This is a genomic window from Acidovorax sp. Root70 (genome assembly GCF_001428225.1).
In the GTDB taxonomy this organism is placed as follows: Bacteria; Pseudomonadota; Gammaproteobacteria; order Burkholderiales; family Burkholderiaceae_C; genus Acidovorax.
In genome coordinates this window covers 309,580-334,339 of record NZ_LMHQ01000028.1, presented here as the reverse complement: position 1 = coordinate 334,339, position 24,760 = coordinate 309,580, and the positions used below count along the sequence as shown (strand labels likewise).

The following is a 24,760-nucleotide window of genomic DNA, read 5'->3' as shown; positions in this document are numbered from 1 at the left end:
GCGGGTGTGACGGTGGTGGCTGCGGTGTCGTGGCACCGTCAGGCGTCTGGCTGGGCCGCAGGGGCGGCGCGGGCAAAGGCGGGCAGTTCGGCGCAGGCGGCATCCACCGCGCGGATGAGCGGCCAGGCGGCCATGTCCACGCCAAAGCGGCAGGCGCTTTCGACCTGCGGAATCAGGTACACGTCGGCCAGGCTGGGCGCGCCGCCAAAGCAGTAGCTGCCGCGCGTGGTGTCTTGGGCCAGCAGGGACTCGATGGCGTCAAAACCGGCGGTGATCCAGGTGGCGCACCAGGCGTTGATGGCGGCTTCGTCCGCGCCGAACTGCTTGCGCAGCGTTTGCAGGATGCGGCGGTTGTTGATGGGGTGCACATCGCAGCCCACGATGGCGGCCAGTGCGCGCACCTGGGCGCGGGCCAGCGGGTCGGCAGGCAGCAGTGGGGGCGTGGGATAGCGCTCTTCCAGCCATTCGATGATGGCGGGGGACTGGATCAGCACCTGGCCGTTGTCGAGCTCCAGCGCCGGCACCAGGCCCTGCGGGTTGATGGCCTTGAACGGTGCTTCGGCCTGCTCGTCCACGCGCAGGTCCACCGGCACGTAGTCGGGCGTGAGGCCCTTGAGGTGGAGCGCGATGCGCAGGCGGTGCGAGGTGCCGCTGCGGAAAAAGCTGTACAGCTTCATGGGTCGGTCCTCGGTTTATGCGGGTTGGCCCACGGTCAGCGCGATTTCGCCCACTCCCTCCACGCGGCCGGTGATGTGGTCGCCGGGCACCACGGCGCCCACGCCTTCGGGCGTGCCGGTGTAGATCAGGTCGCCGGGCTGCAGGTGGTAGAACAGGGAGAGGTCGGCAATGATCTCGCGGATGTTCCAGATCAGCTTGTCCACGTTGGACTGCTGCTTGACCGCGCCGTTGACCGACAGCTCGATCACTCCAGACTCGATCACCTTGCCCGGCATGGGCACCACCTCGCTCGCCACGGAGGATTGCTCCACGTCCTTGCCCAGGTCCCAGGGGCGGCCCTTGTCGCGCGCCACCAGTTGCAGGTCGCGGCGGGTCATGTCCAGGCCGCAGGCGTAGCCGTAGATGTACTCATGCGCCTGCTCGGCCGGGATGCGGAAACCGGCCTTGCCAATCGCCACGACCAGTTCCATCTCGAAGTGGTAGTTTTGCGTCTCGGGCGGGTAGACCACGGTGGCGCCCGATTCGGTCAGCGTCTGGGGGGCCTTGGTGAAGTAGAACGGGCGCTCCACGCTTTTGTCCACAGGGCGGCCCATTTCGACAGCATGCGCGTGGTAGTTGCGGCCCACAAAGAACAGGCGGTGGATGGGCAGGCGCTGCGCGCTGCCGCGCACTGGCAACGATTGAACGGGAGGCGGGGTCCAGAGGTAAGAGGTAGCAGTCATCGGGGCTTTCGGTCAAAGAGGAGTGCAGGGCCCACCCGCGTGGGCGGGCAGACGCTGCAAGGAATGAATGGGACGGGGTTGTGGTTACGCGGGCTCTACCTGCTCGTGCCAGGCATGCACGGCCTCAAAAATCGGCGTGTCGCTGAAGCGGAACAGATCCAGCGAGGGCTGGCCGGCATCGCACTGGGCCGTGAAGGGTTGCCAGGACGGCACCACAAACATGTCGCCACGGCGCACCTGCCACTGGTGGTCTCCCACCTTCACGGTGCCCTGGCCGTCAAACACCTGGAACACCGACGAGCCCACCTCGCGGCGCGTACGGGTGGTGGCGCCGTTGCGCACGCGGTGCATCTCGCAGCGGATGGTGGGCAGCACGTCGCGGCCATTGGTGGGGTTGGTGTAACGCACTGCGGCGTGGCCGGGGCTCAGCGTGGCGGCGTGGCCCTCGGCTTCCAGCGCCAGTTGTTCGTTGAGGGCCTTGTCGGTGTCCACCCAGCGGTAGGCCAGCATGGGGGTGACGGGCTGGTCCTGCAGTTGCGACACCGGGCGCAGGCCTGGATGCGCCCACAGGCGTTCAGAGCGTGAGAGCATGGGCGTGATCCGCTCTGCCGGGCTGATGGCGTCGCGCCCCACCTCGAAGAACTGCGACTCGGTGTAATAGGCGAACGGAATGTCCAGCCCGTCGATCCAGGCCATGGGCTTGTCGGCGGCGTTGTGGTGGGCGTGCCAGTTCCACCCGCCCTGTGGCAGGAAGTCGCCGCGCGACATGCGCACCGAGTCGCCATTGACCACGGTCCACACGCCTTCGCCCTCCACGATGAAGCGGAATGCGTGTTGGGTGTGGCGGTGTTCGGGCGCGTCTTCGCCCGGCATCAGGTACTGGATGGCCGCCCACAGCGTGGGGGTGGCAAACGGTCTGCCGCCCAGGGACGGGTTGGCCAACGCAATGGCCCGGCGCTCGCCCCCGCGCCCCACGGGCACGATGCGGCCTGCTTCATCGGCCAGCGGCACCAGCCGGTCCCAGCGCCACAGGTGGGCGCTGGCCTTGCTCTGCGGATGGGGGGGCATCAGGTCGCCGATCTGCGTCCACAGCGGCACCAGCATTTCCTGCTCAAAGCCACGGTACAGCTGTTCCAGCGCGGGCGTGGGCTCTGGCTGGCCATGGGCCGCCACAGCGGACAGGCGAACGGGGGACGGTACGGGATCCATCGCGCTCATGGGAATTCCTTGGGTGAATGTGGGGGAGGGGAGAAGATCGATGGGGCAAGGCGCACGGCCGGCTCAGGCGGCCAGGCAGTTGTCGACCTTCCAGCCATACAGCCACTCCATCGCGTCGTAAAATCGCTCGGGGCTGCGGCCCTTCCAGAGGTCGTTGCGTACCAGGCGCTCCACGCCCTGGGCGTGGAAGATGCGGCCCATTTCGCGTGCCGACAGCACCACGCGTGCCGTGCGGGCGACGCGCGAGCGCTCGTACAGCGACAGCGCCTGGGCGAAGTCCTGGTGGCAGCGCTTGAGGGCCTCGCCCAGGGTCACCGCGTCTTCCAGTGCCATGCACGCGCCCTGGGCCAGGTACTGCAGGGTGGGGTGGGCAGCATCGCCCAGCAAGGTGGCGCGGCCAAAGGTCCACTGGCCGATGGGCTCGCGGTCGGCGGTGGCCCAGCGTTTCCAGCTCTTGGGCATGTCGATCAGCTGGTGGGCGCGCGGGCAGCAGTCGCGGTAGTAGCTCTGCACCTCTTCGCGGCTGCCCTCGCGCACGCCCCATTCTTCCTGCTCGCGGCTGTGGAAGGTCACGACCACGTTGTACTGCTCGCCGCCACGCAGCGGGTAGTGCACCAGGTGGTAGTTGGGGCCGACCCAGATGCTGGCAGCGTTCCAGCGCAGGTCTTCGGGGAAGTCGTTCTTCTCCACCACGGCGCGGTACACCACGTGGCCCGACACGCGGGCGGCGTCGCCCACATATTGCTGTCGTACCACGGACTTCACACCGTCCGCACCAATCAGGGCCTGGCCCTGGTGCGCCACGCCATGCTGGTCGTACACCGTGATGGTGTCGGCGGTTTGCTCCACGCGCTCAATGCGTGTGCCGGTCAGTGTCTCGATGTTGCCGTGCGCTTTGGCCCCTTCCAGCAACGAGGTGTGGATGTCCGCGCGGTGGATCACAGCGTACGGGTTGCCAAAGCGCTGGCGAAACGCCTCACCAGTGGGGATGCGGCCGACCAGGCGTTCGTCCAGCGCGTCGTGCATCACCATTTCGTCGGTGTAGACCGCGCGGGCCCGCGCCAGCTCGCCAATGCCCAGGGCGTCAAACGCGGCAAAGGCGTTGGGGCCCAGCTGGATGCCCGCACCGATCTCGCCGAGCTGCGGTGCCTGCTCCAGCACCTTGACCGCATAGCCCTGGCGCGCCAATGCCAGGGCCGCCGCTACGCCGCCGATGCCGCCGCCAGCGACCAGGACCGGTGCTGTGGGAGTGTTCAAAACTGTCATTGCCGCTGTCTCCATCCGTTTTGCCACTGATGTGGATCAATAAGACGTGTACATATCAAAAGTACACTGATGATTAGTGTAGGGTCTAAAATGATCCGCATCAAGATTAGTGAAAACCCTTAATTTTTTCATGTCCGTAGAGATCGACAACCTCCCTGGTTTCCATATCCGCCGCCTGCAGCAGATTGCGGTGGCCGTCTTTCTGGAGGAGACGCAGGCCACGGGCATCACCCCCGTGCAATACGCCGCGCTGTATGCCGTGGGGCGCGAGCCGGGCATCGACCAGCGCACGCTGGCGCGCACCATTGGTTTTGACACCTCCACCATTGGCAGCGTGATCGACCGGCTGGAGTCGCGCGGGCTGATGCAGCGCAATGCCCACCCCGAAGACCGCCGCGTGCGTCTGCTGACCCTCACGCCTGAAGGCCAGCGTATGCTGGAAGAGGTGGAGCCCGGCATGCTGCGCGCGCAGGAGCGCATGCTCGAACCCCTGGCGCCCGAGCAACGCGAGGTGTTCATGGACATGCTGCGCACGCTGGTGCGGGGCAACAACGCGCTCAGCCGTGCGCCCAGCGAGCCGCTGGACGGACGCGCTGCACGGCGCGCCCGGTGACGCCATGGACTGGGACAACCTGCGCTACTTTCTGGAACTGGCCCGCGCTGGCACGCTGGTGGGGGCCGCGCGCCGCCTGGCGGTGGACCACACCACGGTGGCACGCCGCCTGCAGGCGCTCGAAAAGCAAGTGGGCTCCGCCCTGTTTGCGCGCGAGGCGGGCGGCCACCGGCTGACCGAGGCCGGGCGCGCACTGCTGCCCCAGGTCGAGGCCATGGAGGCCGCCTTTCTGGCGGTGGAAAACGCCACACCCGGCGTGCGCCAGGGCCTGCATGGCCTGGTGCGCATCGGCACCACCGAAGGCTTCGGCAACCTGATTCTGGCGCCCCAGCTGGCCCGGTTTGCGCTGGACCACCCCGGCCTCGTGGTGGACCTGCTGGCGCTGCCGCGCTTGGTGCACCTGTCGCGCCGCGAGGCGGATATCGTCATCTCGCTGGAGCGCCCGGCGCGCGGTGCGGTGGTGGTTGTCAAGCTCACCGACTACGTGCTGCAACTGTATGGAGCGCGCAGCTACTTGCAGCGCCATGCCCCCATCCACACGCCAGACGACCTGCGGGGCCACACTTTCATCAGCTACGTGGACGACCTGCTGTTCAGCAAGGAGCTGCAGATCCTGGACGAGCTGCACCGCCCCGCGCACTTCGCGCTGCGCAGCACCAGCATCCTGGCCCAGTACGAAGCCGCCCGCGTGGGAGCGGGGCTGGCAGTGCTGCCCGCCTTTGTGGCGGCGCAAGACCCTTCGCTGGCGCCCGTGCTGCCGGGGGTGGCACGGTTTCAGCGCACCTTCTGGATGTCCATGCCGGGCGACAACAAACATGTGGCCCGCATGCAGGCCACCTGGGCGTTCTTGCGCGAGGCGGTGGCGGCGCAGCAGGGGTTGCTGTTGCCCCCGGCGCCAGCCAGCTGAAGTTTTCGCGAAGCCGTGGGTGACGGGGATGTGTACGATCTTTTGAAACATGCATCTCCCCGCAACGGCTTGCACCCCTACCCACGTCGTTTTATGAACCCTCCCATTTCAGGCGGCGCCGTGACCCCCGCGACGTTGCAAACCTACCTGCACCAACACATCCCCCTGTCCCAGGCCATGCAGGTCACCGTGGTCGAGGCATCGTTGCAGCAAGTGGTGCTGAGCGCGCCCCTGGCACCTAACATCAATCACCGCGAGACGGTGTTTGGGGGCAGCGCCTCGGCCGTGGCCATTCTGGCGGCCTGGTCGATGCTGCACCTGGGGCTCACGGCCGAGGGGCTGGGCAGCCGTCTGGTGATCCAGCGCAACACCATGGACTACCTGGCGCCCATTGGCGGTACCTTCACAGCCGTGGCGCTGGCGCCCGCGCGGCCGGCATGGGAGTCTTTCACCCGCATGATCCGCCGCAAGGGGCTGGGCCGGATCACGCAGGCTGCAGCGCTGCATTACCAGGGGCAGGTGGCGGGGTCGCTCGCTGGCGAGTTTGTGGCCTTTGGGCCGGGCTATGCGTGAAGCGTGAGCGGTTGGGCGCCCTTGCATGAGGGTTCAAATACGCCCCTTTAGTCCCCGCTGATCCCCCCATTGCCCGCGCACCGGGCGCGTAACCTTGTGGCCCTGGGCGATGCCGTGGACTCCGGACAGATGGGGTCACGAAGGCTGTCGCCACACAGGAGTTCATGGCGATGTCCCCTCTCATTTCCGGCCTCGCATCGGTGGCGTCGATGATTTTCAATGCGGCCTCCAGCGGCGCGGGCAAGGCGTCCGCACGGCGTGGGGCCGAGGCGGCAGCGCCCGAGCCGTCGGCCGTGGTCACCCTGAGCCCCGAGGCGCAGACGCTGGCGGGCATGGCGGGACAGGCCTCGTCTGCGGGCGCCGTCACGGGCGTGGCGCGCTCGGTGGGGCAGGCCAGCCCCGCATTGCCCGGCGGCCGTGCAGCGGGTGCGGTGTCCAAGGACGATTTCCAGGCGCTGCTCACGCGGTTTGGCGCCACCGAAGACCAGAAGCAGCAGATCACCGCAGGCTTTGACGCCGACAAGGACGGCGTCATCACCCATGATGAATTCCTCAAGGGGCTGGCGCGTACCAAGGGCCCGCAAGCGGGCAGCGATCCGTTTTCGCAAGCCGTGCTGCAGGTGATGGACCACGCGGGCAATGCCGATGGCACCGTGGCCAAGGAGGAGTTTGCTGCGCTCTCGTCGGCGTTTGCTCTGGCCGAACGGCGTACGCACACGGCCTGAACCGCCTGCGTGGACCTGCGCCCTGACCCGAGTGCGGGGAGGGCCGCTAGGGTTCAGAGGGCCGTATCAGGCAACCTTGGGCAGGGGCAGCGACACCCAGAAGCTGCTGCCCTTGCCCGGTTCGCTCTCCACACCCAGGCTGCCGCCCATGCCTTCGACGAGGCGTTTGCACAGTGCCAGACCCAGTCCGGCGCCTTCAAAGCTGCGCGTGGATGACCCATCCACCTGCTCGAACAGCGTGAAGATGCGGTGTTGGTCACCGGCCGCGATGCCGATGCCCTGGTCGGTCACCCGCAGGCGCCAGACCGTCGTTTCGGGGGTGTCCCGTTCGGTTTCCAGGGTCAACTGGATGTGGCCTGAGGGGCTGAATTTCACGGCGTTGTCCAGCAGGTTGACGAGCACCTGCTGAATGCGGCCTGCGTCCCCCACGTGGCAGGCATCGGTGCCTGCGCCATTGATGTCCATGAAGATGTGCAAGCCTTTTTGGCGCGCCTGTGGCTCCAGCAGTTGCACAGCATCGGCCGCCACCTCTGGCAGCGACAGCGGCGCAAACTGGAACGCCACCTGGCGTGTCTCCAGCGCAGCCAGGTCGATCAGGTCGTTCAGCATGCGCATGAGGCCTTTGGCCGCATCCATCACATTGTTCAGCGGGGGCTTCAGGCGCTCATCTTGTGTGCGATTGCGCACCAGTTCGGTCATGCCCAGGATCAGCGTCATGGGGGTCCGCAACTCATGCCCAACGTTGGCCAGAAAGATGCTCTTGGTGCGCAGGGCGGCCTCTGCGGCTTCTTTGGCAATGGACAGCGCCGCTGTGCGCTCCTTGACCCGTGACTCCAAGCGCTGGCGCTCTGCCTGCAGGGCCCGCTCCAGCTCCAGTCGCTCTGTCACGTCGCGGCCAATGCTGTGGTACCCGGCCGGGTGGCCCTGGGCGTCACGGTACAGGCGGCTGGACATCTCGAACCAGCGCACGTCGCCATTGGTGCAGCGCATCGGCAGCGTCAGCAGCGGCTGCCGCTCGCGCACCGCCTGGCGCAGTGCCGCAGCGCCTTCGGGCATCAATGTTTTGTAAAAGGAGCGGCCGATGACCTCATGCGCGGCGATTCCACGCGCCCGTTCGTCCGCGGGGCTCACATACGCCACCGTCATGTCGGGGTTGATGCGCCAGATCACCTCTTCGGCGCCTTCGGTCAGCAGCGTGAACTGCTGGTCCCGGTCAGACAGGTGCTGGTACAGGTGCATCGCCTCGCCCACAAACAGGTAAAAACAAACGCTGCTGAGCAGCAGGGCCAGCGTAAAAACGATGAGGGCATGCGGTGAATACGGCACCCTTTGCAGGCCATTGCTCCCGAGCACCAGCGCCAGGGTCACCAGGGTGTAGCCGATGCCTGCAGTCCGGCCCAGCAGCAGGTAGGCAGCCCCCACACCGATCAGGAACCACACGGCACGCAGTTCGTGGCCCATGGGCTGCAAGAGGGCATACGTGAACAACGCGAGCCCGATCACGGTCTGAAAGAGCGCCACCGGCGCATACACCTGCGGCCATCCGCGCACGGCCCACCACAGCACCACCGTCAACGCTGTGCTCGCACCGATAGCAAGGCTCCATGCCCCTGGGGTGCTGACCAGCCCCGCAGAGCCCACGCCCAGCAACAACAGCCCAAAAACCACGTTCGCCAACAGGATCCCTTGGAGCAGGCGAACCTGAAACAGCCTCATGTGACCGACGTGAGGGGGTGTAAGAGGCATGGACAGCGGGCAGAGTGGTTGTGAAATAGATATATCGTTTGTATCAAATAAATTATTAAAATGCAAATAGTATCAATTTAAGCGTATTTTTTACGCAAATTGATCATTTGATGCTTGGGTATGCGACCGAGTGGCTTGCTCCGACGGAGCGTCCCCATCACAGGACGCCCATGAAAAAGGGCCCTGAAAAGGGCCCGGGTGCACGCTGCAGAATTTTCCAGATGAGAGCAGTGTTCGCTCCCACCTGCATCGATGGCTCAAAGACCGTTCATATCCGGCCCATCAGCAGCAGGATCACCAGGATCAGCACTACCAGCCCAATCCCGCCGCTGGGCCCGTAGCCCCACGAGCGGCTGTGGCCCCAGGTAGGCAGCGCGCCGACCAGGATGAGGATCAGGACGATCAGAAGAATCAGCGAGAGTGACATGGCAGTTCCTTGTTGGAGTGGTTTGCGGTGAGTGCATTGTTGGGTGCACCCCGCGAACTGCCCGCAGGTGCCGCGCCCGCCGCGCGGTCAGGGATTTCCGACACCGGCTGTGGGATGCGCGGACTGCAGCGGGGCGGGGCCCCGCTGGCTCACTGCGCCGCCATGTCAAAAATGATAGCTGCCTGCGCATGATCCACTAGCGCTTGCGGCCGTTTTGGCTTGAAGTGTCCGCCGCGAGGCCCTGCCACGCGGCGGACGGGCTCAGTGGGCGCCCGCAGCGTCTGCCGCGCCCGCGCCGCCGGTGCGTGCAGGGCGCTTGGTCAGCCAGATCAGCCCGATGAGAAGCAAGAACAAGCCCGCCGAGCCCAGGAAGATGTCGTTGGCCGCGCGGGTGAAGGCCTGCTGGTCGATCAGCCGGTTGATCTGCGCGAGCGCCTGCATCTGCGTGAGGCCCGAGGCCATCAAGCCATCCAGCGTCTGCGCAAACACGCCCTGGCCTTGCACCAGCCCTTCGGTGAGGTGGGCGTGGTGCATGGCGGCGCGGCTCTCCCACAGCGTGGTGGCAATCGATGTGCCCATAGCCCCCGCGGTGATGCGCACGAAGTTCGACAACCCTGCAGCCGCCGGGATGCGGTCTGGCGACACACCGGCCAGCGTCAGCGTGGTCAGCGGGATGAAGAAGAACGCCATGGCCGCACCCTGCAGCAGCGTGGGGATCAGGATGTGGATGAAGTCCGTCTGCACCGTGAACTGCGAGCGCATCCACAGCACCGTGCTGAACACGATGAACGCGCCGGTGGCCATGCGGCGCGGGTCCCACTGGCCGACCTTGCGGCCCACCAGCGGTGTGAGCAGGATGGCAAATACGCCCACCGGCGCCAGCGCCATGCCGGCCGAGGTCGCGGTGTAGCCCATCCACTGCTGCAGCCACAGCGGCAGCAGCACCACGTTGCCGAAGAAGAGGGCGTAGGCCACCGACAGCGCCAGCGCACCAAAGGTGAAGTTGCGGCCCTTGAAGAGTTTCAGGTCCACCACCGGGTGCTTTTCCGTCAGCTCCCACACCAGGAACACGGCAAACGCCACCACGGCCACCACACACAGGGTGATGATCTCGCCCGAGGCAAACCAGTCCAGCTCCTTGCCCTTGTCGAGCATGAGCTGCAGCGCGCCCACCCACAGCACCAGCAGGCTCAGGCCCACGGTGTCAATCGGCAGCTTGCGGATGGGGGTCTCGCGCTTGCGGTAGATGCCCCAGGTCAACACCCCGGCCAGCAGCCCCACAGGCACGTTGATGTAGAAGATCCACGGCCACGAGATGTTGTCGGTGATCCACCCGCCGAGCAGCGGCCCCACCACGGGCGCGACCAGTGTGGTAACTCCCCACAGCGCCAGTGCCGTGCCTGCCAAGGCACGTGGGTAGCTGGCCAGCAGCAGCGTTTGCGACAGCGGAATCATCGGCCCGGCCACCAGGCCTTGCAGCACGCGGAAGAACACCAGCATCTCCAGCGACGACGCAAAGCCGCACAGCCAGGACGTCAGCACGAACAGCAGCACGCTCATGGTGAACAGGCGCACTGCGCCAAAGCGCTGCGTGAGCCAGCCGGTGAGCGGCACCGAGATTGCGTTGGCCACGCCAAAGCTGGTGATGACCCAGGTGCCCTGGCCGGGGCTCACGCCCAGGTCACCGGCAATGGCGGGGATGGAGACGTTGGCGATGGACGAGTCCAGCACGTTCATGAACGTGGCCAGCGACAGCGACAGCGTGCCCAGCAGCAGGGCGGTGCCCTGCAGTGGCGGATAGGCAGCGGGCGGGCCGGGTGGCGCCGCAGGGGGCGACACCGCAGCAGGCGCCGCCGGAGCGGGGGCCTGGCCTGCGGTGTCAGCAGTGGGGTTGGCGGCAGTCATGCTCGGTCAACTCCGCTCACTGCACCACCGGGGCCTGCACTGCAGGTTGCACCGGGGCCGATGCATGCTTTTGGGCCTGCACGGCGGGCTGACTGCTCACCTTGGGCGATGCCACCGCCACGGCGGACTTGCCGCTGCGGCCCAGGTTGGCGGCGATGATGTGCGCCACTTCGTCGTCGGCGGCCTTGAACTGCTCGTCGAACACGGCGGTGGCGGCCACGGGTGTGGAGCGCTGGGTGTCGGCCAGCGTCTTTCCGCTCTGGTCGGCAGTGTCCACCTTCACTTCCATCGACAGGCCCACGCGCAGTGGGTGCTCGGCCACTTCCTTGGGGTCGAGCGCAATGCGCACGGGCACACGCTGCACCACCTTGATCCAGTTGCCGGTGGCGTTCTGTGCGGGCAGCAGCGCAAAGGCGGCGCCTGTGCCCGCGCCCAGGCCTGTCACGGTGCCGTGGTAGGTCACCTTGGTGCCGTACACGTCAGCTTCCAGCTCGGCGGTCTGGCCGATGCGCAGGGTCTTGAGCTGGCTTTCCTTGAAGTTCGCGTCCACCCACAGGTCGTTCAGGGGCACCAGCGTCATCAGCGGGGCGCCCGCCTGCACGCGCTGGCCCACCTGCACGCCGCGCTTGGCCACGTGACCGTCCAGCGGTGCCACCAACTGCGCGCGCTGCACGGCCAGGTAGGCCTCGCGCACGCGGGCCGAGGCGCGCTGCACATTGGGGTGCTGCTCTACCGAGGTGCCTTCGGTCTGCGTCTGGCTGGCGGCCAGTTGTTCTTGTGCGGCCAGCACGGCCGACTGGGCGGCGGCCACGGTGCTCTTGGCGGCGGCCAGCTGCGCGGTGGCGTGTTGGAACTCTTCCTTGCCCACGGCACCGCTGGCCATCAGCGGGGTGCGGCGGTTCACGTCGTCCTGGGCACGGGCGGCATCGGCCTGGGCACGGGCCAGGTCGGCGCTGCGCAGGCTGACCTGGGCCTTGAGCGTGGAGTTGTTGGCATACAGGGTGCGCACTTCGCGCACCGTCTGGGCGAGCTGGGCCTCGGCCTGCTCCAGCGCCACGCGGGCGTCAGCGGGGTCGAGCTTGACCAGCAACTGGCCGGCCTTCACATAGTCGGTGTCGTCAGCGCCGATGGACACCACCGTGCCGCCGATCTGCGGCGTGATCTGCACCACGTTGCCTGCCACGTAGGCGTTGTCGGTGGTCTCGACATGGCGGCCATTGGCCCAGTGCCAGCCGCCCCAGCCGATGGCCACCAGCGCGACGGCTGCGGCGATGAGGGTGAGGCCGCGGCGGCGGGCGGTGTTGGCTTCGTTGGCGGTGAGGGGTTCGCTGTTGGCGGTCATGGCTGTGGTCTTTCAGGAATGTGTTGTTATGTGTTTTTGAATGAGTGCGGCGCGGTGCGGTGCGGTGGGCCGGTCAGTGCGCGGCGGCGGTGTGCAGCACGACCGTGTCGTCCGTCCAGCCGCCACCCAGGGCCTTCATCAGCACCAGGCGGGTGTCGAGCTGGCGGGCGCGCAGGTCCACGGCCAGGCGGCGCTGGGCCAGTACCTGGCTTTCGGTGGAGAGCACCACCAGGTAGTTGCCCAGGCCTGCGCGGTAGCGCTCCTGCGCAAAGCGGTAGGCTTTTTCGGCGCTGGCCACGGCCTCGTCCTGCAAGGCCTGCTGGCGGGTGAGCGACTGGATGGAGGCCACGGCGTCGCCGGCTTCCTTCACCGCATCGAGCACGGCGCCGTTGTACTGGGCGATGGCCACGTCCAGCTCGGCAGCGCGGCCGCCCAGCTGGGCGCGCAGGCGGCCCCCGTCAAAAATGGGCAGGCGCAGCGCGGGCGTCACTCCCATCTGGCGCGAGCTACCGTTGAACAAACGGTCCAGCCCCAGCGAGTTCAGGCCAATGAACGCGCCGATGTTGATGTTGGGATAGAACTCGCTGCGCGCGCTGTTCACACCTTGCGTTGCCGCTTCCACGCGCCAGCGCGCGGCCACCACATCGGGGCGGCGGCCCAGCAGGTCGGCACCCAGCACCTCGGGCACGGCAGTGGACTGCAGGGCGGCAAGGCGGGGCGTGAGCTGGGGCAGGGCATCGGGCGCCTGGCCGGTCAGCACGGCCAGTTGGCGGCGGCCCAGGGTGATCTGCTCCTCGAGCGCTTCGATTTGTGTGCGGGCGTCGGGCACAGCGGCCTGGGCCTGGGTCAGCTCGACCTGGCTGTCCAGGCCTGCAGAGGTGCGCTCTTGCGTGAGCTTGCGCTGTTCTTCGCGCTGCTCCAGCGCGCGCGTCGCCACGTCGCGCTGGGCCACCAGCCGGGCCAGCGCCACATAGCTGCGCCCCACCTGGGCGGCCAGGGTGTTGGCGGCGGCGGCCGCATCGGCCTGGGCGGCGCGGGCCTGGCCCAGCGCGGCCTGCAGCTCGGCAGCGTGCTGGCCAAAGAAGTCGGGCGACCAGCTCAGCGTGGCCTGCACGGTGCCGCTGTTGTATGTGTTGCCGGCCACCGGGGCAGGCACCAGCCCGTTGGCGGTGTAGCGCTGGCGGGTAGCGTCCCCGCCCAGGGTGGCTTGGGGGCCGTTGGCGGCCTCGCGCACCTGGCTCAGGGCCACGGCTTGCTCCAGGCGGGCACGGCTCACGGCCAGGCTGGGGTTACCTTGCAGGGCGGTGTCGATCAGGGTGTTGAGCTGCTCGTCACCCAGCGCTTTCCACCACTGGCTGGGGGCCACCACGTCGGTGGTGGTTGCGGTCAGGCCAGCGGCGGCCGGGGTGGCTTGCGCCAGCGGTGTGTGGGCCGGGCCGGGGTTGGCGCAGCCCACCAGCAGCAGCGCGGCGGCCAGGGCAACGGCCGATACCGCCAGATGGGCGGCGAGGGCAGAGCGGGTGGACAGGGAGGTGGGGGCAGTGGCAATCACGGAAATCTCCAGGGGGCAGGGCAACAGGGCGGGGTCAACCGGCTGCGGGTTCGGTGGGTGAGGGGGGCTGCTGGCGCAGCGCTTCGCCGTTGGCCAGCATGCGGCGCAGCATGGACAGCAAAAGCTGCCACTCGTCATGGCTGAAGTCGCTGAGGTGGCCGTTGAGCACGTCGGCCAGCACGGGCGGCACCAGGGCTGCAATGCGCTGGCCTTCCGGTGTGAGCCTGAGCTGCACGACGCGGCGGTCCACGGTGGAGCGCTCCCGCACCACCAGGCCCTTGGCTTCCATGCGGTCGAGCGATCGGGTCATGGAGGCGGGGTCGGTCTCCAGGTCACGCGCCAGGCTGGCCACGGTGGCGGTCTCGCATAGCGACAACTTGAACAGCGGCAGCCACTGGGCGTAGGTGAGTTCGTGCAAAGACAGCTGGGCATCGGCCTGCGTGCGGATGGACGACATCACCTTGCGCATCAGGTAGCCGACGCTGTTTTCGGGCACCAGCTTGCTGGGGTCGTAGTGCTCGGCGTTATAGAACGCGGGGGCTTGGCTGGGTTCGGGAGGGGCTGACATGGGTGGGAAATTTAATTGACTAGACAATTATTGTCTTTGCATTGATTAAATTCCAGACACTGAAGAGGGGCCTTTGAGCGGGGTGGGAGCCCACGAACGGGAGGTAACGGACGGGGCTTCGCGGTGCTGAAAATGGCGCGAGCGAAGGGAGTGCGCCCCTGCAAGCAGCCTTGCAGAATGTCAATTTGCTACGTATTTGATAGCTGATAAGGCATGTTCGACTAGCGCATCAGCCCAAAAAACCTTGATTTTTGGTGCGCAGGCTACCGCCGATATAGTGAGGCGCCTTGTTGACCGCCCCTTCTGTGACTTGCCCACCGGGACACCGCCATGACCGCTGCTGCTGATTCGTCTGCCTCCCTGCCCACTGCCTTGGACATTGCACCGCCCCTGCGCTTTGCCGTGATGGGCGCGGGTGCCGTGGGCTGCTACTTTGGTGCCTTGCTCGCCCGGGCGGGTCATGCCGTCACGCTCATCGGGCGGCCCGCCCACGTGCTGGCCGTGCGTGACAACGGTCTGCGGCTGCAGACGGCGGCGATGGATGTGCAGGTGCCCCTGGCGGCCAGCACCGAGGCCAGCGCGGTGCACGGCGCGGACGTGGTGCTGTTCTGCGTGAAGTCGTCCGACTCGGAAGACGCCGCGCAGCAGATCCGCCCACATTTGGCCCCTGGCGCGCTGGTGCTGACCTTGCAGAACGGTGTGGACAACGACGAGCGCGTGCGCGCCGTGCTGGACGCCAGCACCCCCGTGGCAGCCGCGGTGGTCTATGTGGCCACTGCCATGGGCGGCCCCGGGCATGTGGTGCACCATGGCCGGGGCGAGCTGGTGATTGCGCCTTCGCCACGCAGCGACGAGGTGGCCCGCCAGCTCACGGCGGCGGGCATTCCCACCCAGGTGTCAGACAATGTGCGTGGCGCGCTCTGGGCCAAGCTGCTGCTCAACAGCGCCTACAACGCGCTGTCGGCCCTGTCGCAGCAGCCCTACGGCCCGCTGGTGCAGGTGCCCGGCGTGACGCAGGTGATTGCCGACATCGTGGCCGAGTGCCTGGCGGTGGCGGCGGCTGACGGAGTGACGATTCCGGGCGATGTGCAGGCGGCGGTGCGCGGCATTGCCAGCACCATGCCCGGGCAGTATTCGTCCACCGCGCAGGACCTGGCGCGGGGCAAACCCACCGAGATCGACCACCTGAATGGCTACGTGGTCAAGCGCGGCGCCGCCTTGGGCGTGCCGACGCCGCTGAACCACGCGCTGCAGGTGCTGGTGAAGCTGGCCGAGATGAAGCGCGCTGCGGGCTGAACCGGGGGGGGCCGTCAGGCCAGGGCCGCCTCTTCCAGCAGCCGCTCGCGCACTTCCTGCGCGGCCTGCACCATGTGGCGCAGGGCGGCTTCGGTCTCGGGCCAGCCCCGGGTTTTGAGGCCGCAGTCGGGGTTCACCCACAGGTGCTCCACGGGCACGACCTCGGCGGCTTTTTCCAGCAGCGCGGCCATCTCCTGTACGCCGGGCACGCGGGGCGAGTGGATGTCGTACACGCCGGGGCCGATCTCGTTCGGGTACTTGAAGTCGCCAAAGCCCTGCAGCAGCTCCATGTCCGACCGGCTCGTCTCAATCGTGATCACATCGGCGTCCATGGCCGCGATGGCGGGCAGGATGTCGTTGAACTCGCTGTAGCACATGTGGGTGTGGATCTGCGTGTCGTTGCGCACGCCGCTGGCACTGATGCGGAAGGCTCGCGTGGCGCGCTCCAGATAGCTCTTCCACCCCGCGCGGCGCAGCGGCAGCCCTTCGCGGATGGCGGGCTCGTCGATCTGGATGATGGCGATGCCGGCAGCTTCGAGATCACACACCTCGTCGCGGATCGCCCAGGCGATCTGGTCAGCCGTGGTGGCGCGGGGCTGGTCGTCGCGCACAAAGCTCCATTGCAGGATGGTGATGGGGCCGGTGAGCATGCCTTTCATGGGTTTGGGCGTCAGGCTTTGCGCATACTGCGTCCAGGCCACCGTCATGGGCGTGGGGCGGGCCACGTCGCCGTAGATGATGGGCGGCTTCACGCAGCGCGAGCCATAGCTTTGCACCCAGCCGTTGGCGGTGAAGGCAAAGCCGTCGAGCTGCTCGCCAAAGTATTCGACCATGTCGTTGCGCTCGGCCTCGCCGTGCACCAGCACGTCCAGCCCCAAGGTTTCCTGCTTGCGCACGGCCAGGGCAATTTCAGCTTCCATCTTCTGTTGGTAGTGGGCCGCATCGAGTGCCCCGCGCTTGAAGGCGGCGCGTGCGGCGCGGATCTCGGCGGTCTGCGGGAACGAGCCAATCGTGGTGGTGGGCAACAGCGGCAGCCTCAGCCGTGCGCGCTGGGCCTTTTGCCGGGCGGGGAAGGCGCTGGCGCGCTGGTCGGCCCCTGGTGCGGCCGCGGCAATGCGGGCCGCCACGGTGGCGCGGTGCACACGCGGGCTGGCACGGCGGGCGGCCAGGGCGGTGCGGGCGGCGTGCAGTTCGTCGTCCACCGCCGCCTCGTCTTGTGACAAGGCGGTGGACAGCACGCGCAGCTCATCCAGTTTTTCCACCGCAAACGCCAGCCAGGATTTCACCTCGGCGTCCAGTTGCGTTTCGGCCTCTAGGCTGAACGGCACATGTAGCAGAGAGCACGATGGCGCCAGCCACAGCTCGCCCTGGTGCTTGTCGGCCACGGGGCGCAGCTTTTGCAGCGCCGCATCCAGGTCAGTGCGCCAGATGTTGCGGCCGTCCACGATGCCCACCGACAGCACTTTGTGCGAGGGCAACCAGTCGGCCACGCCCACCAACTCGTCGGGGGCGCGCACGGCGTCCACATGCAGGCCGGCCACGGGCAGCTGGCAGGCAAGGCGCAGGTTCTCGGCCAGCGGCGAGAAGTAGGTGGCCAGCAGCAGCTTGGGCGCGCTGCGGGCGAGTTGCCAGTAGCTGGGCTCAAAGGCATGGCGCCACGCATCGGGCAGGTCCAGGCCCAGGATGGGCTCGTCGATCTGCACCCATTCCACGCCCAGGGCCTTCAGGCGTGCCAGCACGGCCTCGTACACGGGCAGCAGTTGCTCCAGCAGACTGAAGCGGTCAAAGCCCGCCGCCTTGGATTTGCCCAGCCACAAAAAGCTCAGCGGCCCCAGCAGCACGGCCTTGACGCGGTGGCCCAGCGCCTGGGCCTCGGCCACCTCGGCAAACAGGCGCTCGCTGGCCAGGTGGAACTGGGTGTGGGCGCTGAACTCGGGCACGAGGTAGTGGTAGTTGGTGTCAAACCACTTGGTCATCTCCAGCGCGGGCTGGCCAGCGGTGTGGTGCGTAGCCTGGCAACCGGCGCTGCAGCTGGCGTGGCCTTCGGAGGCCTGTGCCGACACGCCCCGCGCCATCGCAAAGTAGCGGGCCAGTTCGGGTGTGTGGGCGTCAAAGCCAAAGCGCGCAGGCTCGCAGCCCAGCAACTGGATGTGGTTGGCCACATGGTCGTACAGCGCAAAGTCGCCCACGGTCACAAAGCCGAGGCCCGCATCGGCCTGCGCCTGCCAGTGCAACTGGCGCAACTGGGCGGCCGTGGCCTGCAGATCGGCCTCGGTGTTGTCACCGCGCCAGAAGGATTCGAGTGCGAATTTCAGCGCACGCTGCGCGCCCATGCGCGGAAAGCCCAGGGTGTGCGTGCGCACAGGGCGGCGGGTGGTTGGAGCGGCGAGCGACATGGTGATTTCCTTCTTCTGAATGGAGCAATGCAATGAAGGCACCGATGGTCGCTCGGGCTCGTTTATTATTCAAACGAAAGTTTTGGTCGATCAACTTGAAAATTAATAATGAATCAGTCGATTCTGGAAGTGCGCCACCTGCGCACGCTGGTGGCCTTGCGTGACAGCGGCAGCCTAGTGCGGGCCGCGCAGCTGCTCAACCTCACGCAGTCGGCGCTCTCGCACCAGATCAAGCTGCTGGAAGACCGCTACGGCCAGCCGCTGTTCGAGCGCAAGTCGGTGCCACCGCAGTTCACCGCCGTGGGCGAACGCCTGCTGGCGCTGGCCGATGCCGTGCTGCCGCAGGTGGAAGGGGCCGAGCGCGACATTGCCCGCCTGGTGCTGGGGCAGGGCGGGCAGATGCGCATTGCGGTGGAATGCCACACCTGCTTTGACTGGCTGATGCCCGCGATGGACGCGTTTCGCACCCGCTGGCCCGAGGTGGAGCTGGACATTGTGAGCGGCTTTCACGCCGACCCGGTGGGCCTGCTGCACCAGGGCCGGGCCGATGTGGCCATCGTGTCGGAGGTGGATGGTGACGAGGCGGGCGTGGACTACCACGCGCTGTTTGGCTTTGAGATCCGTGCGCTGCTGGCCAACACGCACCCGCTGGTGGGCAAACCGCACCTGGTGGCGCAGGACTTTGCCGACCAGACCATCATCACCTACCCCGTGCCCGACGAAATGCTCGATTTGATCCGCCAGGTGCTGGAGCCCGCAGGCGTGCGCCCCCCGCGCCGCACCACCGAGCTGACGGTGGCCATGCTGCAGTTGGTGGCCAGCGGGCGCGGCGTGGCGGCGCTGCCGCTGTGGGCGGTGCAGAGCTACCTGGACCGGGGGTATGTGACGGCGCGGCCCATCGGTGAAAAAGGCCTGCGCGGCGAGCTGCACGCCGCCTGCCTGCCCAGCCTGTCGGCCAAGCCGTATCTGCAGGACTTTGTGCAGGTGACGCGCGAGACCAGTTTTGTGACGCTCAAGGGCGTGGAGTTGTTGTGACTGGCTCAGGCGCGTACTTGTCGCCCACTTCTTCGCGCAGCGGGTGGGTGTCGTAGACGATGTTCATGTCGCGGATGCGAGTGCTGCCCGCGTCGAAGGTGAACACATCCACGCAGGTGAACGTCACCTCGCGCCCATCGTTCAAAGTCCAGTCGTAGCGGAAATAGGCGGCGACCCGCACGGCGCCGCCGTTGTCTGGTTGCGCGGAGACGAACAGATCCAGCACGGTGATCACGCTGCCGCTGGAAGCCTGGGCGAGCTTTTGGAAAAAGTCGCTTGCGCGCATCGTGCCCAGAAAGGGCGAGTGCACCACGCCATCGTCTTCAAAGCAGGCGATCAGCCCCTCGGTGTGGCTGGCGTGCAAGTGGGCGAGGTAGGTGCGGACGGTATCGATGGGGGTATGGCTCATACGCGGCGTTGCAAAGGTCGTGGAATGGAGTGCGTAGCTTCGCCAAGTCCGCGCCGTGCGACAAGAGACAATGGTGGCTTATATATAAAAGATGTTTATGTATCTGCGCTACCTGCAATACCTCCATGCGGTCATCGAGCAAGGCTCGTTTGCCTTGGCGGCCAGGGCCTGCGGCGTGTCGCAGCCCGCGATAAGCCATGGCATGAAAGCACTGCAAGCCCACTTTGCGCAGCCCTTGCTGGTGCGGGAGGGGCGCCGCCATGTGCCCACCGATCTGGCCCGGGCCGTAGCCGCGCAGGCCCTGCCCCTGGCACAAGGGGTGGAGGCTCTGCCCCGCGCTTCGGTGACTGCGGCAGACCAGCATCGGCTGCGGGTGGGTCTCACGTCTTCTGCGGCGCTGGTCTGCGGTCCGCTGCTGTATGCCAGCTGGTGCCTGCCCAACGCCCGGCGCTCCCTGGAGATGGCGACAGCCGATGAAGGCAGCCTGCTGGAAGGCCTGCTGCAGCGGCGCTTTGATGCGGTCATCGCCCCCAAGCCGCGCAAGTTCGTGCACCCCGACGTGGTGGAGCGGCCCCTGTACGAGTTGCAGCCCCAGGTCTATGCGCGCAAAGGCCACCCACTGGCCCGGGCCCAGTCGCTGGTGCAACTGCAGGGCGCTGCGTGGGCCTGTGTGGGGCCCAGCGTCAGTGGGCCGGTGGATGTGTTGACGGAAGCGCACCGCGTGCGCCGCATGCCCGTCCCCAAGATGTCCGTGCGTTGCCCCGACTTTGCCAGCCTGCTGCACCTGGTGGCGCAGTCCGACCTGCTGGCTGTTGTACCGCACCCTGCGTTGCTGGGCGGTGCGTCCACGCTGGTGGTGCCGTTTCGGCTGGCGGAGTCTCTGCCGCTGTATGGCATGTGGCTGTTCGAACCCCGGGGTCACAGGTCACGGCTGGGTCCCGAGGTGTTTGCGCCTGCGGGCTGAGTCTGGCGCGCAGGCGCTGACCGAAACATTGCAAGGAGGATCAGTGTTTGAAATTGGTGTTGCAAGACTCCATAATCGCTTTCCTCATCCCTTCACCGAGCCTTTGCACCATGCACCATCCGCAGCGCCGCCCACACTCAGCCCCTTCGTTTGTCCGCCCCCTGATGGCCTCGCTGGCGCTGGCGTTTGCCGCCGCCGTGGCCCACGCTGCGCCGGTGGCTGATGTCCATGCGCTGGCCCAGAAGGAGCAGCAGCCGCTGCTCGACACCCTGCGTGACCTGGTGCACATCGAGTCGGGCAGCAAGGACATCGAGGGCCTGAACCAGATCGCCGAGCGCATTGCCAGCCAGCTCAAGCAACTGGGCGGCACGGTGGATGTGCTGCAAACCAGCGACATCTACCGACTCGACGACACCCCCGAAAAGGTGGGCCCTGCCGTGCAGGCCGTGTTCAAGGGCACGGGCAGCAAGAAGATCATGCTCATCGCGCACATGGACACGGTGTACCTCAAAGGCATGCTCAAAGGCCAGCCGTTCCGCATCGATGGCGACAAGGCCTATGGCCTGGGCATTTCGGACGACAAGCAGGGCATCGCGCTCATCATCCACACCGTGGCCTTGCTGCAAAAGCTCAACTTCAAGGACTACGGCACGCTCACCGTGCTGATCAACGGTGACGAAGAAATCAGCTCACCCGGCTGGCGCAGCACCATCACCCGCGTGGCGGCTGAACAAGATGTGGTGTTCTCCTTCGAAGGCGGCGGCACCGACGGCACACTGCGCCTGGCCACCAGCGGCATTGGGGCGGCCTACCTCACGGTGCAGGGCAAGGCGTCGCACGCCGGGGCCAAACCGGAAGATGGCGTGAACGCGCTGTACGAGCTGTCGCACCAGCTGCTGCAAATGAAGGACTTGTCCAAGACCGACGAGGGCCTCAAGCTGAACTGGACGGTGTCCAAGGCAGGTACCAACCGCAACGTGATTCCGGCCGAAGCCACGGCCCAGGCCGATGCGCGCGCGCTGCGTGTGGCGGACTTTGAAGGGCTGGAGAAAGGCCTGCAAGAGAAGGTGAAGAGCAAGCTGCTGCCCGCATCCAAGGTGGATGTGAAGTTTGAAGTGCGCCGCCCGCCGCTGGAGGCCAGCGACGCATCCCGCCGCGTGGCGGGTTACGGCAAGGTCATCTACCAGGAGCTGGGCATGTCGCTCAATGTGGTGGAAAAAGCCACCGGCGGCGGCACCGACGCAGCTTTTGCGGCGCTCAAGACCAGGGGCGCGGTGGTGGAGGGCATGGGCCTGTCGGGCTACGGCGCGCACTCCAACGATGCGGAGTACGTGCAGATCAACACCATCGTGCCGCGCCTGTACCTGGCCACGCGCATGATCATGGACATCTCGCGCGACCGCGTGAAGTGACGCGCTGAACTGCCCCACACCCTCCCTGTGAGGGCAGCTGCGTCACGCAGGGCGCCGTGGCGGGCTCAAGCGCCCGGCGTGCCCGGCACCGGCGTGCGCACGGTGCCCGTCGCAAAGAAGGATGCCAGGTTCTCCAGCACCAGGTCTGCCATGGCGCGACGGGTTTCGTGGGTGGCGCTGGCGGTGTGCGGGGTCAGCACCACGTTGTCCAGCGCCATCAGCGCGGCGGGCACGCTGGGTTCGTTCTCAAACACGTCCAGCCCGGCGCCGGCAATGCGGCGCTCGGTCAGCGCATCGATCAGTGCCGCCTCGTCCACCACAGTGCCACGCGCCACATTGATGAGAAATCCCTTGGGGCCCAAGGCCTCCAGCACATCGCGGTTGACGAGGTGGCGCGTTGCAGCGCCGCCTGCAACGGTGAGCACGAGGTAGTCGGCCCACTGCGCCAGCGCGGTCACCGACTCGAAGTACGGCAGTGCGCATTCCTGTGCCGGGCGGCGGTTGTGGTACCCGACCTCCATGCGAAAGCCGCTCGCACGCTCGGCCACGGCCTGCCCGATGCGGCCCATGCCCACAATGCCCAGCCGCTTGCCGGACACGCGGGTGCCCAGTGCGTATCTGGCCTTCGGCCATTCACCACGGCGCACAAAACGGTCGCTGGCGGCCACATGGCGTGACACATCCAGCATCAGTGCAAACGCCATGTCGGCCACACAGTCGTTGAGCACGCCAGGCGTGTAGCCCACCTGCACGCCGCGTGCCTTGGCTGCGTCGATGTCCAGTGCGTCAAAGCCCACACCAAAGCTGCTGATGACTTGGAGGCGTGGCAGGGCCGCGATGACTTCGCCCCTGAGGCCAATGGCGGCGGTGGTCACCACCCCGGTGAAATCCGCAGCGCGCGCCGCCAGAAAAGCCGCTGGATCGGTCTGGTCGGCTAGGCAGGCGACGCTGTAACGGGCAGCCAGTTCGGCCTCCAGTGCAGGAAGGGGCAGGCGGCCGATTTGCAGGATGCGAGGGGGAGTCGTGGTCATGGTTTCGTGGGGCAACAGTGCCAAAAAATGCAAGGGGCGGCATACGGCGGCACACAGCCGCCCCGATGCGTCTACATCATGCCGCGACGCGCACGGCCTGGCGCGCCAGCAGCTTCCACTGGCCCCCTTGCTGTTGCCACACGCCCAGGATCTTGATCTGCACCTTGCCGGGCTTGCCCGAGTCGTTGGTGTCGGCCGTGAGGGTGTGGCGCACGATGGCGGTGTTGCCCACCACCTTGATGGTCTGGTCGGTGATGGCGATGGTCACGAAGTCGGACTTGCCAGCGATCAGGTCGCCGATGAAGCTGTCCTTGGTGTCCACGCGGCCGCCCGAATGGCCGTAGCTCAGGTCGTCGGCGACGAGGGCGGTCAGTGCAGCGGGCGTGGGGTCAATCATGGCCACGCGCAGCTTTTCTGCGGCGGCAGCCACTGCCTGTTCGGTCGATGCCGAGGAGGCTGTGGCTGCCGCACCCGTGGCGCAACCTGCGAGCGCGGCAATGGTCACGGCGGCGGCTGCGGCCAGAATGATTTTCTTGAACATCTTGTCTGTCTCCGTTGTTGTGTTGATGGTTTGGAAATGGGCGTGCCAAGACTGCCCCCGGACCTGTGCACGGCCGGGCCCGAGGTGTTGGTTTGGACTGGAAAAAAAGGGCCTGGAAAACCAGGCCCTAAGCAGGCCCTGAACCAGCCGGCTCTTACTGCGGCCCGAGCTTGTCAATCAGCGCCTTGAGCTCTTCCATCTCGCTGGGCTTGAGGTCCACCAGCGGCGCCCGCACCGGCCCACCGTCATGGCCCACGATGCGNAAAAAAGGGCCTGGAAAACCAGGCCCTAAGCAGGCCCTGAACCAGACGGCTCTTACTGCGGCCCGAGCTTGTCAATCAGCGCCTTGAGCTCTTCCATCTCGCTGGGCTTGAGGTCCACCAGCGGCGCCCGCACCGGCCCACCGTCATGGCCCACGATGCGTGCCCCCGCCTTGATGATCGACACCCCATAGCCCTCCACCCGGTTGCGGATGGCCAGATACGGCATGAAGAACGACTTGAGCAGCCGGTGCTGCGTGGCCGTGTCATCACTCGCCACCGCCTGGTAGAACTCCATTGCCGTCTTGGGAATGAAGTTGAACACCGCCGACGAATACACCGGCGTGCCCAGCGCCTTGTAGGCGGCTGCATACACCTCGGCCGTGGGCAGACCGCCCAGGTACGAGAAACGGTCCCCCATCTTCATGTAGATGGAAGACATGGTTTCGATGTTGCCCACCCCATCCTTGAACCCCACCAGGTTCGGACAACGCTCGGCCAGGATGGCCAGGGACTCGGCCGTGAGCTTGGTGCGGTCGCGGTTGTAGACGATCACACCGAACTTCACGCTGTTGCAAACCTGGGCCACATGCTCGATCAGGCCTTCCTGCCCGGCTTCGGTCAGGTAGTGCGGCAGCAGCAGGATGCCGTGGGCACCCAGGCGCTCGGCCTCTTGCGCGTGGGCAATGGCCGTGCGGGTGGGGCCACCGGCGCCGGCAATGATGGGCACCTTGCCCCGGCAGGTCTCCACCGCCGTCTTGATGACCTCGCTGTACTCGGGGCCCGAGAGNCGGTTGTAGACGATCACACCGAACTTCACGCTGTTGCAAACCTGGGCCACATGCTCGATCAGGCCTTCCTGCCCGGCTTCGGTCAGGTAGTGCGGCAGCAGCAGGATGCCGTGGGCACCCAGGCGCTCGGCCTCTTGCGCATGGGCAATGGCCGTGCGGGTGGGGCCACCGGCRCCGGCAATGATGGGCACCTTGCCCCGGCAGGTCTCCACCGCCGTCTTGATGACCTCGCTGTACTCGGGGCCCGAGAGCGAGAAGTATTCGCCCGTGCCGCCGGCGGCAAACAGGGCGCTGGCGCCATAGGGGGCSAGCCACTCCAGGCGCTCGATGTAGGTCTTGGGGCGGAAGTTGCCCTGCTCGTCGAAGTCGGTGATGGGGAACGA

The 24,760-nt window shown here is 66.8% G+C and carries 22 protein-coding genes and 2 pseudogenes; 8 read left to right on the top strand and 16 right to left on the bottom strand.

The window, feature by feature from the left end:
- Positions 1–38: 38 nt before the first annotated feature.
- From maiA to ASD94_RS16105, 4 genes are all read right to left on the bottom strand, one after another.
- The gene (gene maiA, locus ASD94_RS16120; RefSeq protein ID WP_056644807.1) at positions 39–677 is read right to left on the bottom strand and encodes a maleylacetoacetate isomerase; all 639 of its coding nucleotides are present in this window, start codon (positions 675–677) and stop codon (positions 39–41) included.
- 15 nt (positions 678–692) lie between these two features.
- Entirely contained in the window at positions 693–1,400 is a 708-nt protein-coding gene (locus tag ASD94_RS16115; protein WP_056644804.1) for a fumarylacetoacetate hydrolase family protein, read from the bottom strand.
- 84 nt (positions 1,401–1,484) lie between these two features.
- Positions 1,485–2,618, bottom strand: a complete 1,134-nt coding sequence (locus ASD94_RS16110; protein WP_056644801.1) for a cupin domain-containing protein — start codon at positions 2,616–2,618, stop codon at positions 1,485–1,487.
- A 63-nt stretch (positions 2,619–2,681) separates the two neighbouring features.
- Entirely contained in the window at positions 2,682–3,884 is a 1,203-nt protein-coding gene (locus tag ASD94_RS16105) for a 3-hydroxybenzoate 6-monooxygenase (protein WP_056644798.1), read from the bottom strand.
- A 130-nt stretch (positions 3,885–4,014) separates the two neighbouring features.
- Between ASD94_RS16105 and ASD94_RS16100 the strand changes: the two genes are divergently transcribed.
- The 4 genes from ASD94_RS16100 (at position 4,015) to ASD94_RS16085 (ending at position 6,702) form a co-directional block, all read left to right on the top strand.
- Positions 4,015–4,497: a MarR family winged helix-turn-helix transcriptional regulator gene (locus ASD94_RS16100; protein WP_156391448.1), complete on the top strand. Its 483-nt coding sequence runs from the start codon at positions 4,015–4,017 to the stop codon at positions 4,495–4,497.
- Positions 4,498–4,501: 4 nt separating this feature from the next.
- The gene (locus ASD94_RS16095; RefSeq protein ID WP_056645099.1) at positions 4,502–5,404 is read left to right on the top strand and encodes a LysR family transcriptional regulator; all 903 of its coding nucleotides are present in this window, start codon (positions 4,502–4,504) and stop codon (positions 5,402–5,404) included.
- 93 nt (positions 5,405–5,497) lie between these two features.
- Entirely contained in the window at positions 5,498–5,977 is a 480-nt protein-coding gene (locus ASD94_RS16090) for a YiiD C-terminal domain-containing protein (protein ID WP_056644792.1), read from the top strand.
- 170 nt (positions 5,978–6,147) lie between these two features.
- The gene (locus ASD94_RS16085; protein ID WP_056644790.1) at positions 6,148–6,702 is read left to right on the top strand and encodes an EF-hand domain-containing protein; all 555 of its coding nucleotides are present in this window, start codon (positions 6,148–6,150) and stop codon (positions 6,700–6,702) included.
- 66 nt (positions 6,703–6,768) lie between these two features.
- Here the strand turns inward: ASD94_RS16085 and ASD94_RS16080 are convergent, their stop codons facing one another.
- The 6 genes from ASD94_RS16080 to ASD94_RS16060 form a co-directional block, all read right to left on the bottom strand.
- On the bottom strand, positions 6,769–8,370 hold the full coding sequence (locus ASD94_RS16080; RefSeq protein WP_235510692.1) for a PAS domain-containing sensor histidine kinase: 1,602 nt from the start codon (positions 8,368–8,370) through the stop codon (positions 6,769–6,771).
- 346 nt (positions 8,371–8,716) lie between these two features.
- Positions 8,717–8,875: a DUF3309 family protein gene (locus ASD94_RS23325; RefSeq protein ID WP_007856361.1), complete on the bottom strand. Its 159-nt coding sequence runs from the start codon at positions 8,873–8,875 to the stop codon at positions 8,717–8,719.
- A 261-nt stretch (positions 8,876–9,136) separates the two neighbouring features.
- Complete coding sequence (locus tag ASD94_RS16075; protein WP_056644784.1) at positions 9,137–10,780, bottom strand: DHA2 family efflux MFS transporter permease subunit; 1,644 nt, start codon at positions 10,778–10,780, stop codon at positions 9,137–9,139.
- A gap of 16 nt (positions 10,781–10,796) precedes the next feature.
- Positions 10,797–12,122, bottom strand: coding sequence for an HlyD family efflux transporter periplasmic adaptor subunit (locus ASD94_RS16070; protein WP_056644781.1), 1,326 nt, complete (start codon positions 12,120–12,122; stop codon positions 10,797–10,799).
- Positions 12,123–12,195: 73 nt separating this feature from the next.
- Entirely contained in the window at positions 12,196–13,671 is a 1,476-nt protein-coding gene (locus ASD94_RS16065) for an efflux transporter outer membrane subunit (protein WP_082576916.1), read from the bottom strand.
- A gap of 37 nt (positions 13,672–13,708) precedes the next feature.
- The gene (locus ASD94_RS16060) at positions 13,709–14,242 is read right to left on the bottom strand and encodes a MarR family winged helix-turn-helix transcriptional regulator (protein ID WP_056062509.1); all 534 of its coding nucleotides are present in this window, start codon (positions 14,240–14,242) and stop codon (positions 13,709–13,711) included.
- Between the two features lie 330 nt (positions 14,243–14,572).
- On the opposite strand from ASD94_RS16060, the gene ASD94_RS16055 reads away from it, so the two are divergent.
- Complete coding sequence (locus ASD94_RS16055; protein ID WP_056644779.1) at positions 14,573–15,538, top strand: ketopantoate reductase family protein; 966 nt, start codon at positions 14,573–14,575, stop codon at positions 15,536–15,538.
- 14 nt (positions 15,539–15,552) lie between these two features.
- On the opposite strand, the gene metE is transcribed toward ASD94_RS16055, so the two are convergent.
- The gene (gene metE / locus ASD94_RS16050) at positions 15,553–17,934 is read right to left on the bottom strand and encodes a 5-methyltetrahydropteroyltriglutamate--homocysteine S-methyltransferase (RefSeq protein ID WP_056644774.1); all 2,382 of its coding nucleotides are present in this window, start codon (positions 17,932–17,934) and stop codon (positions 15,553–15,555) included.
- A 108-nt stretch (positions 17,935–18,042) separates the two neighbouring features.
- Here metE and ASD94_RS16045 point away from each other — a divergent pair, with 108 nt between their 5' ends.
- The gene (locus ASD94_RS16045; RefSeq protein WP_056644771.1) at positions 18,043–18,969 is read left to right on the top strand and encodes a LysR family transcriptional regulator; all 927 of its coding nucleotides are present in this window, start codon (positions 18,043–18,045) and stop codon (positions 18,967–18,969) included.
- Here ASD94_RS16045 and ASD94_RS16040 read toward each other — a convergent pair.
- Positions 18,947–19,378, bottom strand: coding sequence for a nuclear transport factor 2 family protein (locus ASD94_RS16040; RefSeq protein WP_056644769.1), 432 nt, complete (start codon positions 19,376–19,378; stop codon positions 18,947–18,949). The genes ASD94_RS16045 and ASD94_RS16040 overlap by 23 nt on opposite strands.
- 97 nt (positions 19,379–19,475) lie before the next feature.
- On the opposite strand from ASD94_RS16040, the gene ASD94_RS16035 reads away from it, so the two are divergent.
- A complete protein-coding gene (locus ASD94_RS16035) occupies positions 19,476–20,342 on the top strand; it encodes a LysR family transcriptional regulator (RefSeq protein ID WP_056644765.1) in 867 nt (288 codons plus the stop codon).
- A gap of 110 nt (positions 20,343–20,452) precedes the next feature.
- Positions 20,453–21,754: a M20/M25/M40 family metallo-hydrolase gene (locus ASD94_RS16030; RefSeq protein WP_056644762.1), complete on the top strand. Its 1,302-nt coding sequence runs from the start codon at positions 20,453–20,455 to the stop codon at positions 21,752–21,754.
- A 65-nt stretch (positions 21,755–21,819) separates the two neighbouring features.
- On the opposite strand, the gene ASD94_RS16025 is transcribed toward ASD94_RS16030, so the two are convergent.
- The 4 genes and pseudogenes from ASD94_RS16025 to ASD94_RS24095 form a co-directional block, all read right to left on the bottom strand.
- Positions 21,820–22,785, bottom strand: coding sequence for a 2-hydroxyacid dehydrogenase (locus ASD94_RS16025; RefSeq protein WP_056645095.1), 966 nt, complete (start codon positions 22,783–22,785; stop codon positions 21,820–21,822).
- 76 nt (positions 22,786–22,861) lie between these two features.
- The gene (locus ASD94_RS16020) at positions 22,862–23,326 is read right to left on the bottom strand and encodes a nuclear transport factor 2 family protein (protein WP_056644759.1); all 465 of its coding nucleotides are present in this window, start codon (positions 23,324–23,326) and stop codon (positions 22,862–22,864) included.
- 315 nt (positions 23,327–23,641) lie between these two features.
- Positions 23,642–24,376: pseudogene (locus ASD94_RS24100) on the bottom strand (5-dehydro-4-deoxyglucarate dehydratase); the annotation flags it as partial.
- 1 nt (position 24,377) lies between these two features.
- Positions 24,378–24,733: pseudogene (locus tag ASD94_RS24095) on the bottom strand (dihydrodipicolinate synthase family protein); the annotation flags it as partial.
- Between the last annotated feature and the right edge of the window lie 27 nt (positions 24,734–24,760).

Bases quoted from the DNA above. Each gene is read 5' to 3' on its own strand.
- maiA (WP_056644807.1), bottom strand. From the start codon at position 677: ATGAAGCTGTACAGCTTTTTCCGCAGCGGCACCTCGCACCGCCTGCGC.
- ASD94_RS16115 (WP_056644804.1), bottom strand. From the start codon at position 1,400: ATGACTGCTACCTCTTACCTCTGGACCCCGCCTCCCGTTCAATCGTTG.
- ASD94_RS16110 (WP_056644801.1), bottom strand. From the start codon at position 2,618: ATGAGCGCGATGGATCCCGTACCGTCCCCCGTTCGCCTGTCCGCTGTG.
- ASD94_RS16105 (WP_056644798.1), bottom strand. From the start codon at position 3,884: ATGACAGTTTTGAACACTCCCACAGCACCGGTCCTGGTCGCTGGCGGC.
- ASD94_RS16100 (WP_156391448.1), top strand. From the start codon at position 4,015: ATGTCCGTAGAGATCGACAACCTCCCTGGTTTCCATATCCGCCGCCTG.
- ASD94_RS16095 (WP_056645099.1), top strand. From the start codon at position 4,502: ATGGACTGGGACAACCTGCGCTACTTTCTGGAACTGGCCCGCGCTGGC.
- ASD94_RS16090 (WP_056644792.1), top strand. From the start codon at position 5,498: ATGAACCCTCCCATTTCAGGCGGCGCCGTGACCCCCGCGACGTTGCAA.
- ASD94_RS16085 (WP_056644790.1), top strand. From the start codon at position 6,148: ATGTCCCCTCTCATTTCCGGCCTCGCATCGGTGGCGTCGATGATTTTC.
- ASD94_RS23325 (WP_007856361.1), bottom strand. From the start codon at position 8,875: ATGTCACTCTCGCTGATTCTTCTGATCGTCCTGATCCTCATCCTGGTC.
- ASD94_RS16075 (WP_056644784.1), bottom strand. From the start codon at position 10,780: ATGACTGCCGCCAACCCCACTGCTGACACCGCAGGCCAGGCCCCCGCT.
- ASD94_RS16070 (WP_056644781.1), bottom strand. From the start codon at position 12,122: ATGACCGCCAACAGCGAACCCCTCACCGCCAACGAAGCCAACACCGCC.
- ASD94_RS16060 (WP_056062509.1), bottom strand. From the start codon at position 14,242: ATGTCAGCCCCTCCCGAACCCAGCCAAGCCCCCGCGTTCTATAACGCC.
- ASD94_RS16055 (WP_056644779.1), top strand. From the start codon at position 14,573: ATGACCGCTGCTGCTGATTCGTCTGCCTCCCTGCCCACTGCCTTGGAC.
- metE (WP_056644774.1), bottom strand. From the start codon at position 17,934: ATGTCGCTCGCCGCTCCAACCACCCGCCGCCCTGTGCGCACGCACACC.
- ASD94_RS16045 (WP_056644771.1), top strand. From the start codon at position 18,043: ATGAATCAGTCGATTCTGGAAGTGCGCCACCTGCGCACGCTGGTGGCC.
- ASD94_RS16040 (WP_056644769.1), bottom strand. From the start codon at position 19,378: ATGAGCCATACCCCCATCGATACCGTCCGCACCTACCTCGCCCACTTG.
- ASD94_RS16035 (WP_056644765.1), top strand. From the start codon at position 19,476: ATGTATCTGCGCTACCTGCAATACCTCCATGCGGTCATCGAGCAAGGC.
- ASD94_RS16030 (WP_056644762.1), top strand. From the start codon at position 20,453: ATGCACCATCCGCAGCGCCGCCCACACTCAGCCCCTTCGTTTGTCCGC.
- ASD94_RS16025 (WP_056645095.1), bottom strand. From the start codon at position 22,785: ATGACCACGACTCCCCCTCGCATCCTGCAAATCGGCCGCCTGCCCCTT.
- ASD94_RS16020 (WP_056644759.1), bottom strand. From the start codon at position 23,326: ATGTTCAAGAAAATCATTCTGGCCGCAGCCGCCGCCGTGACCATTGCC.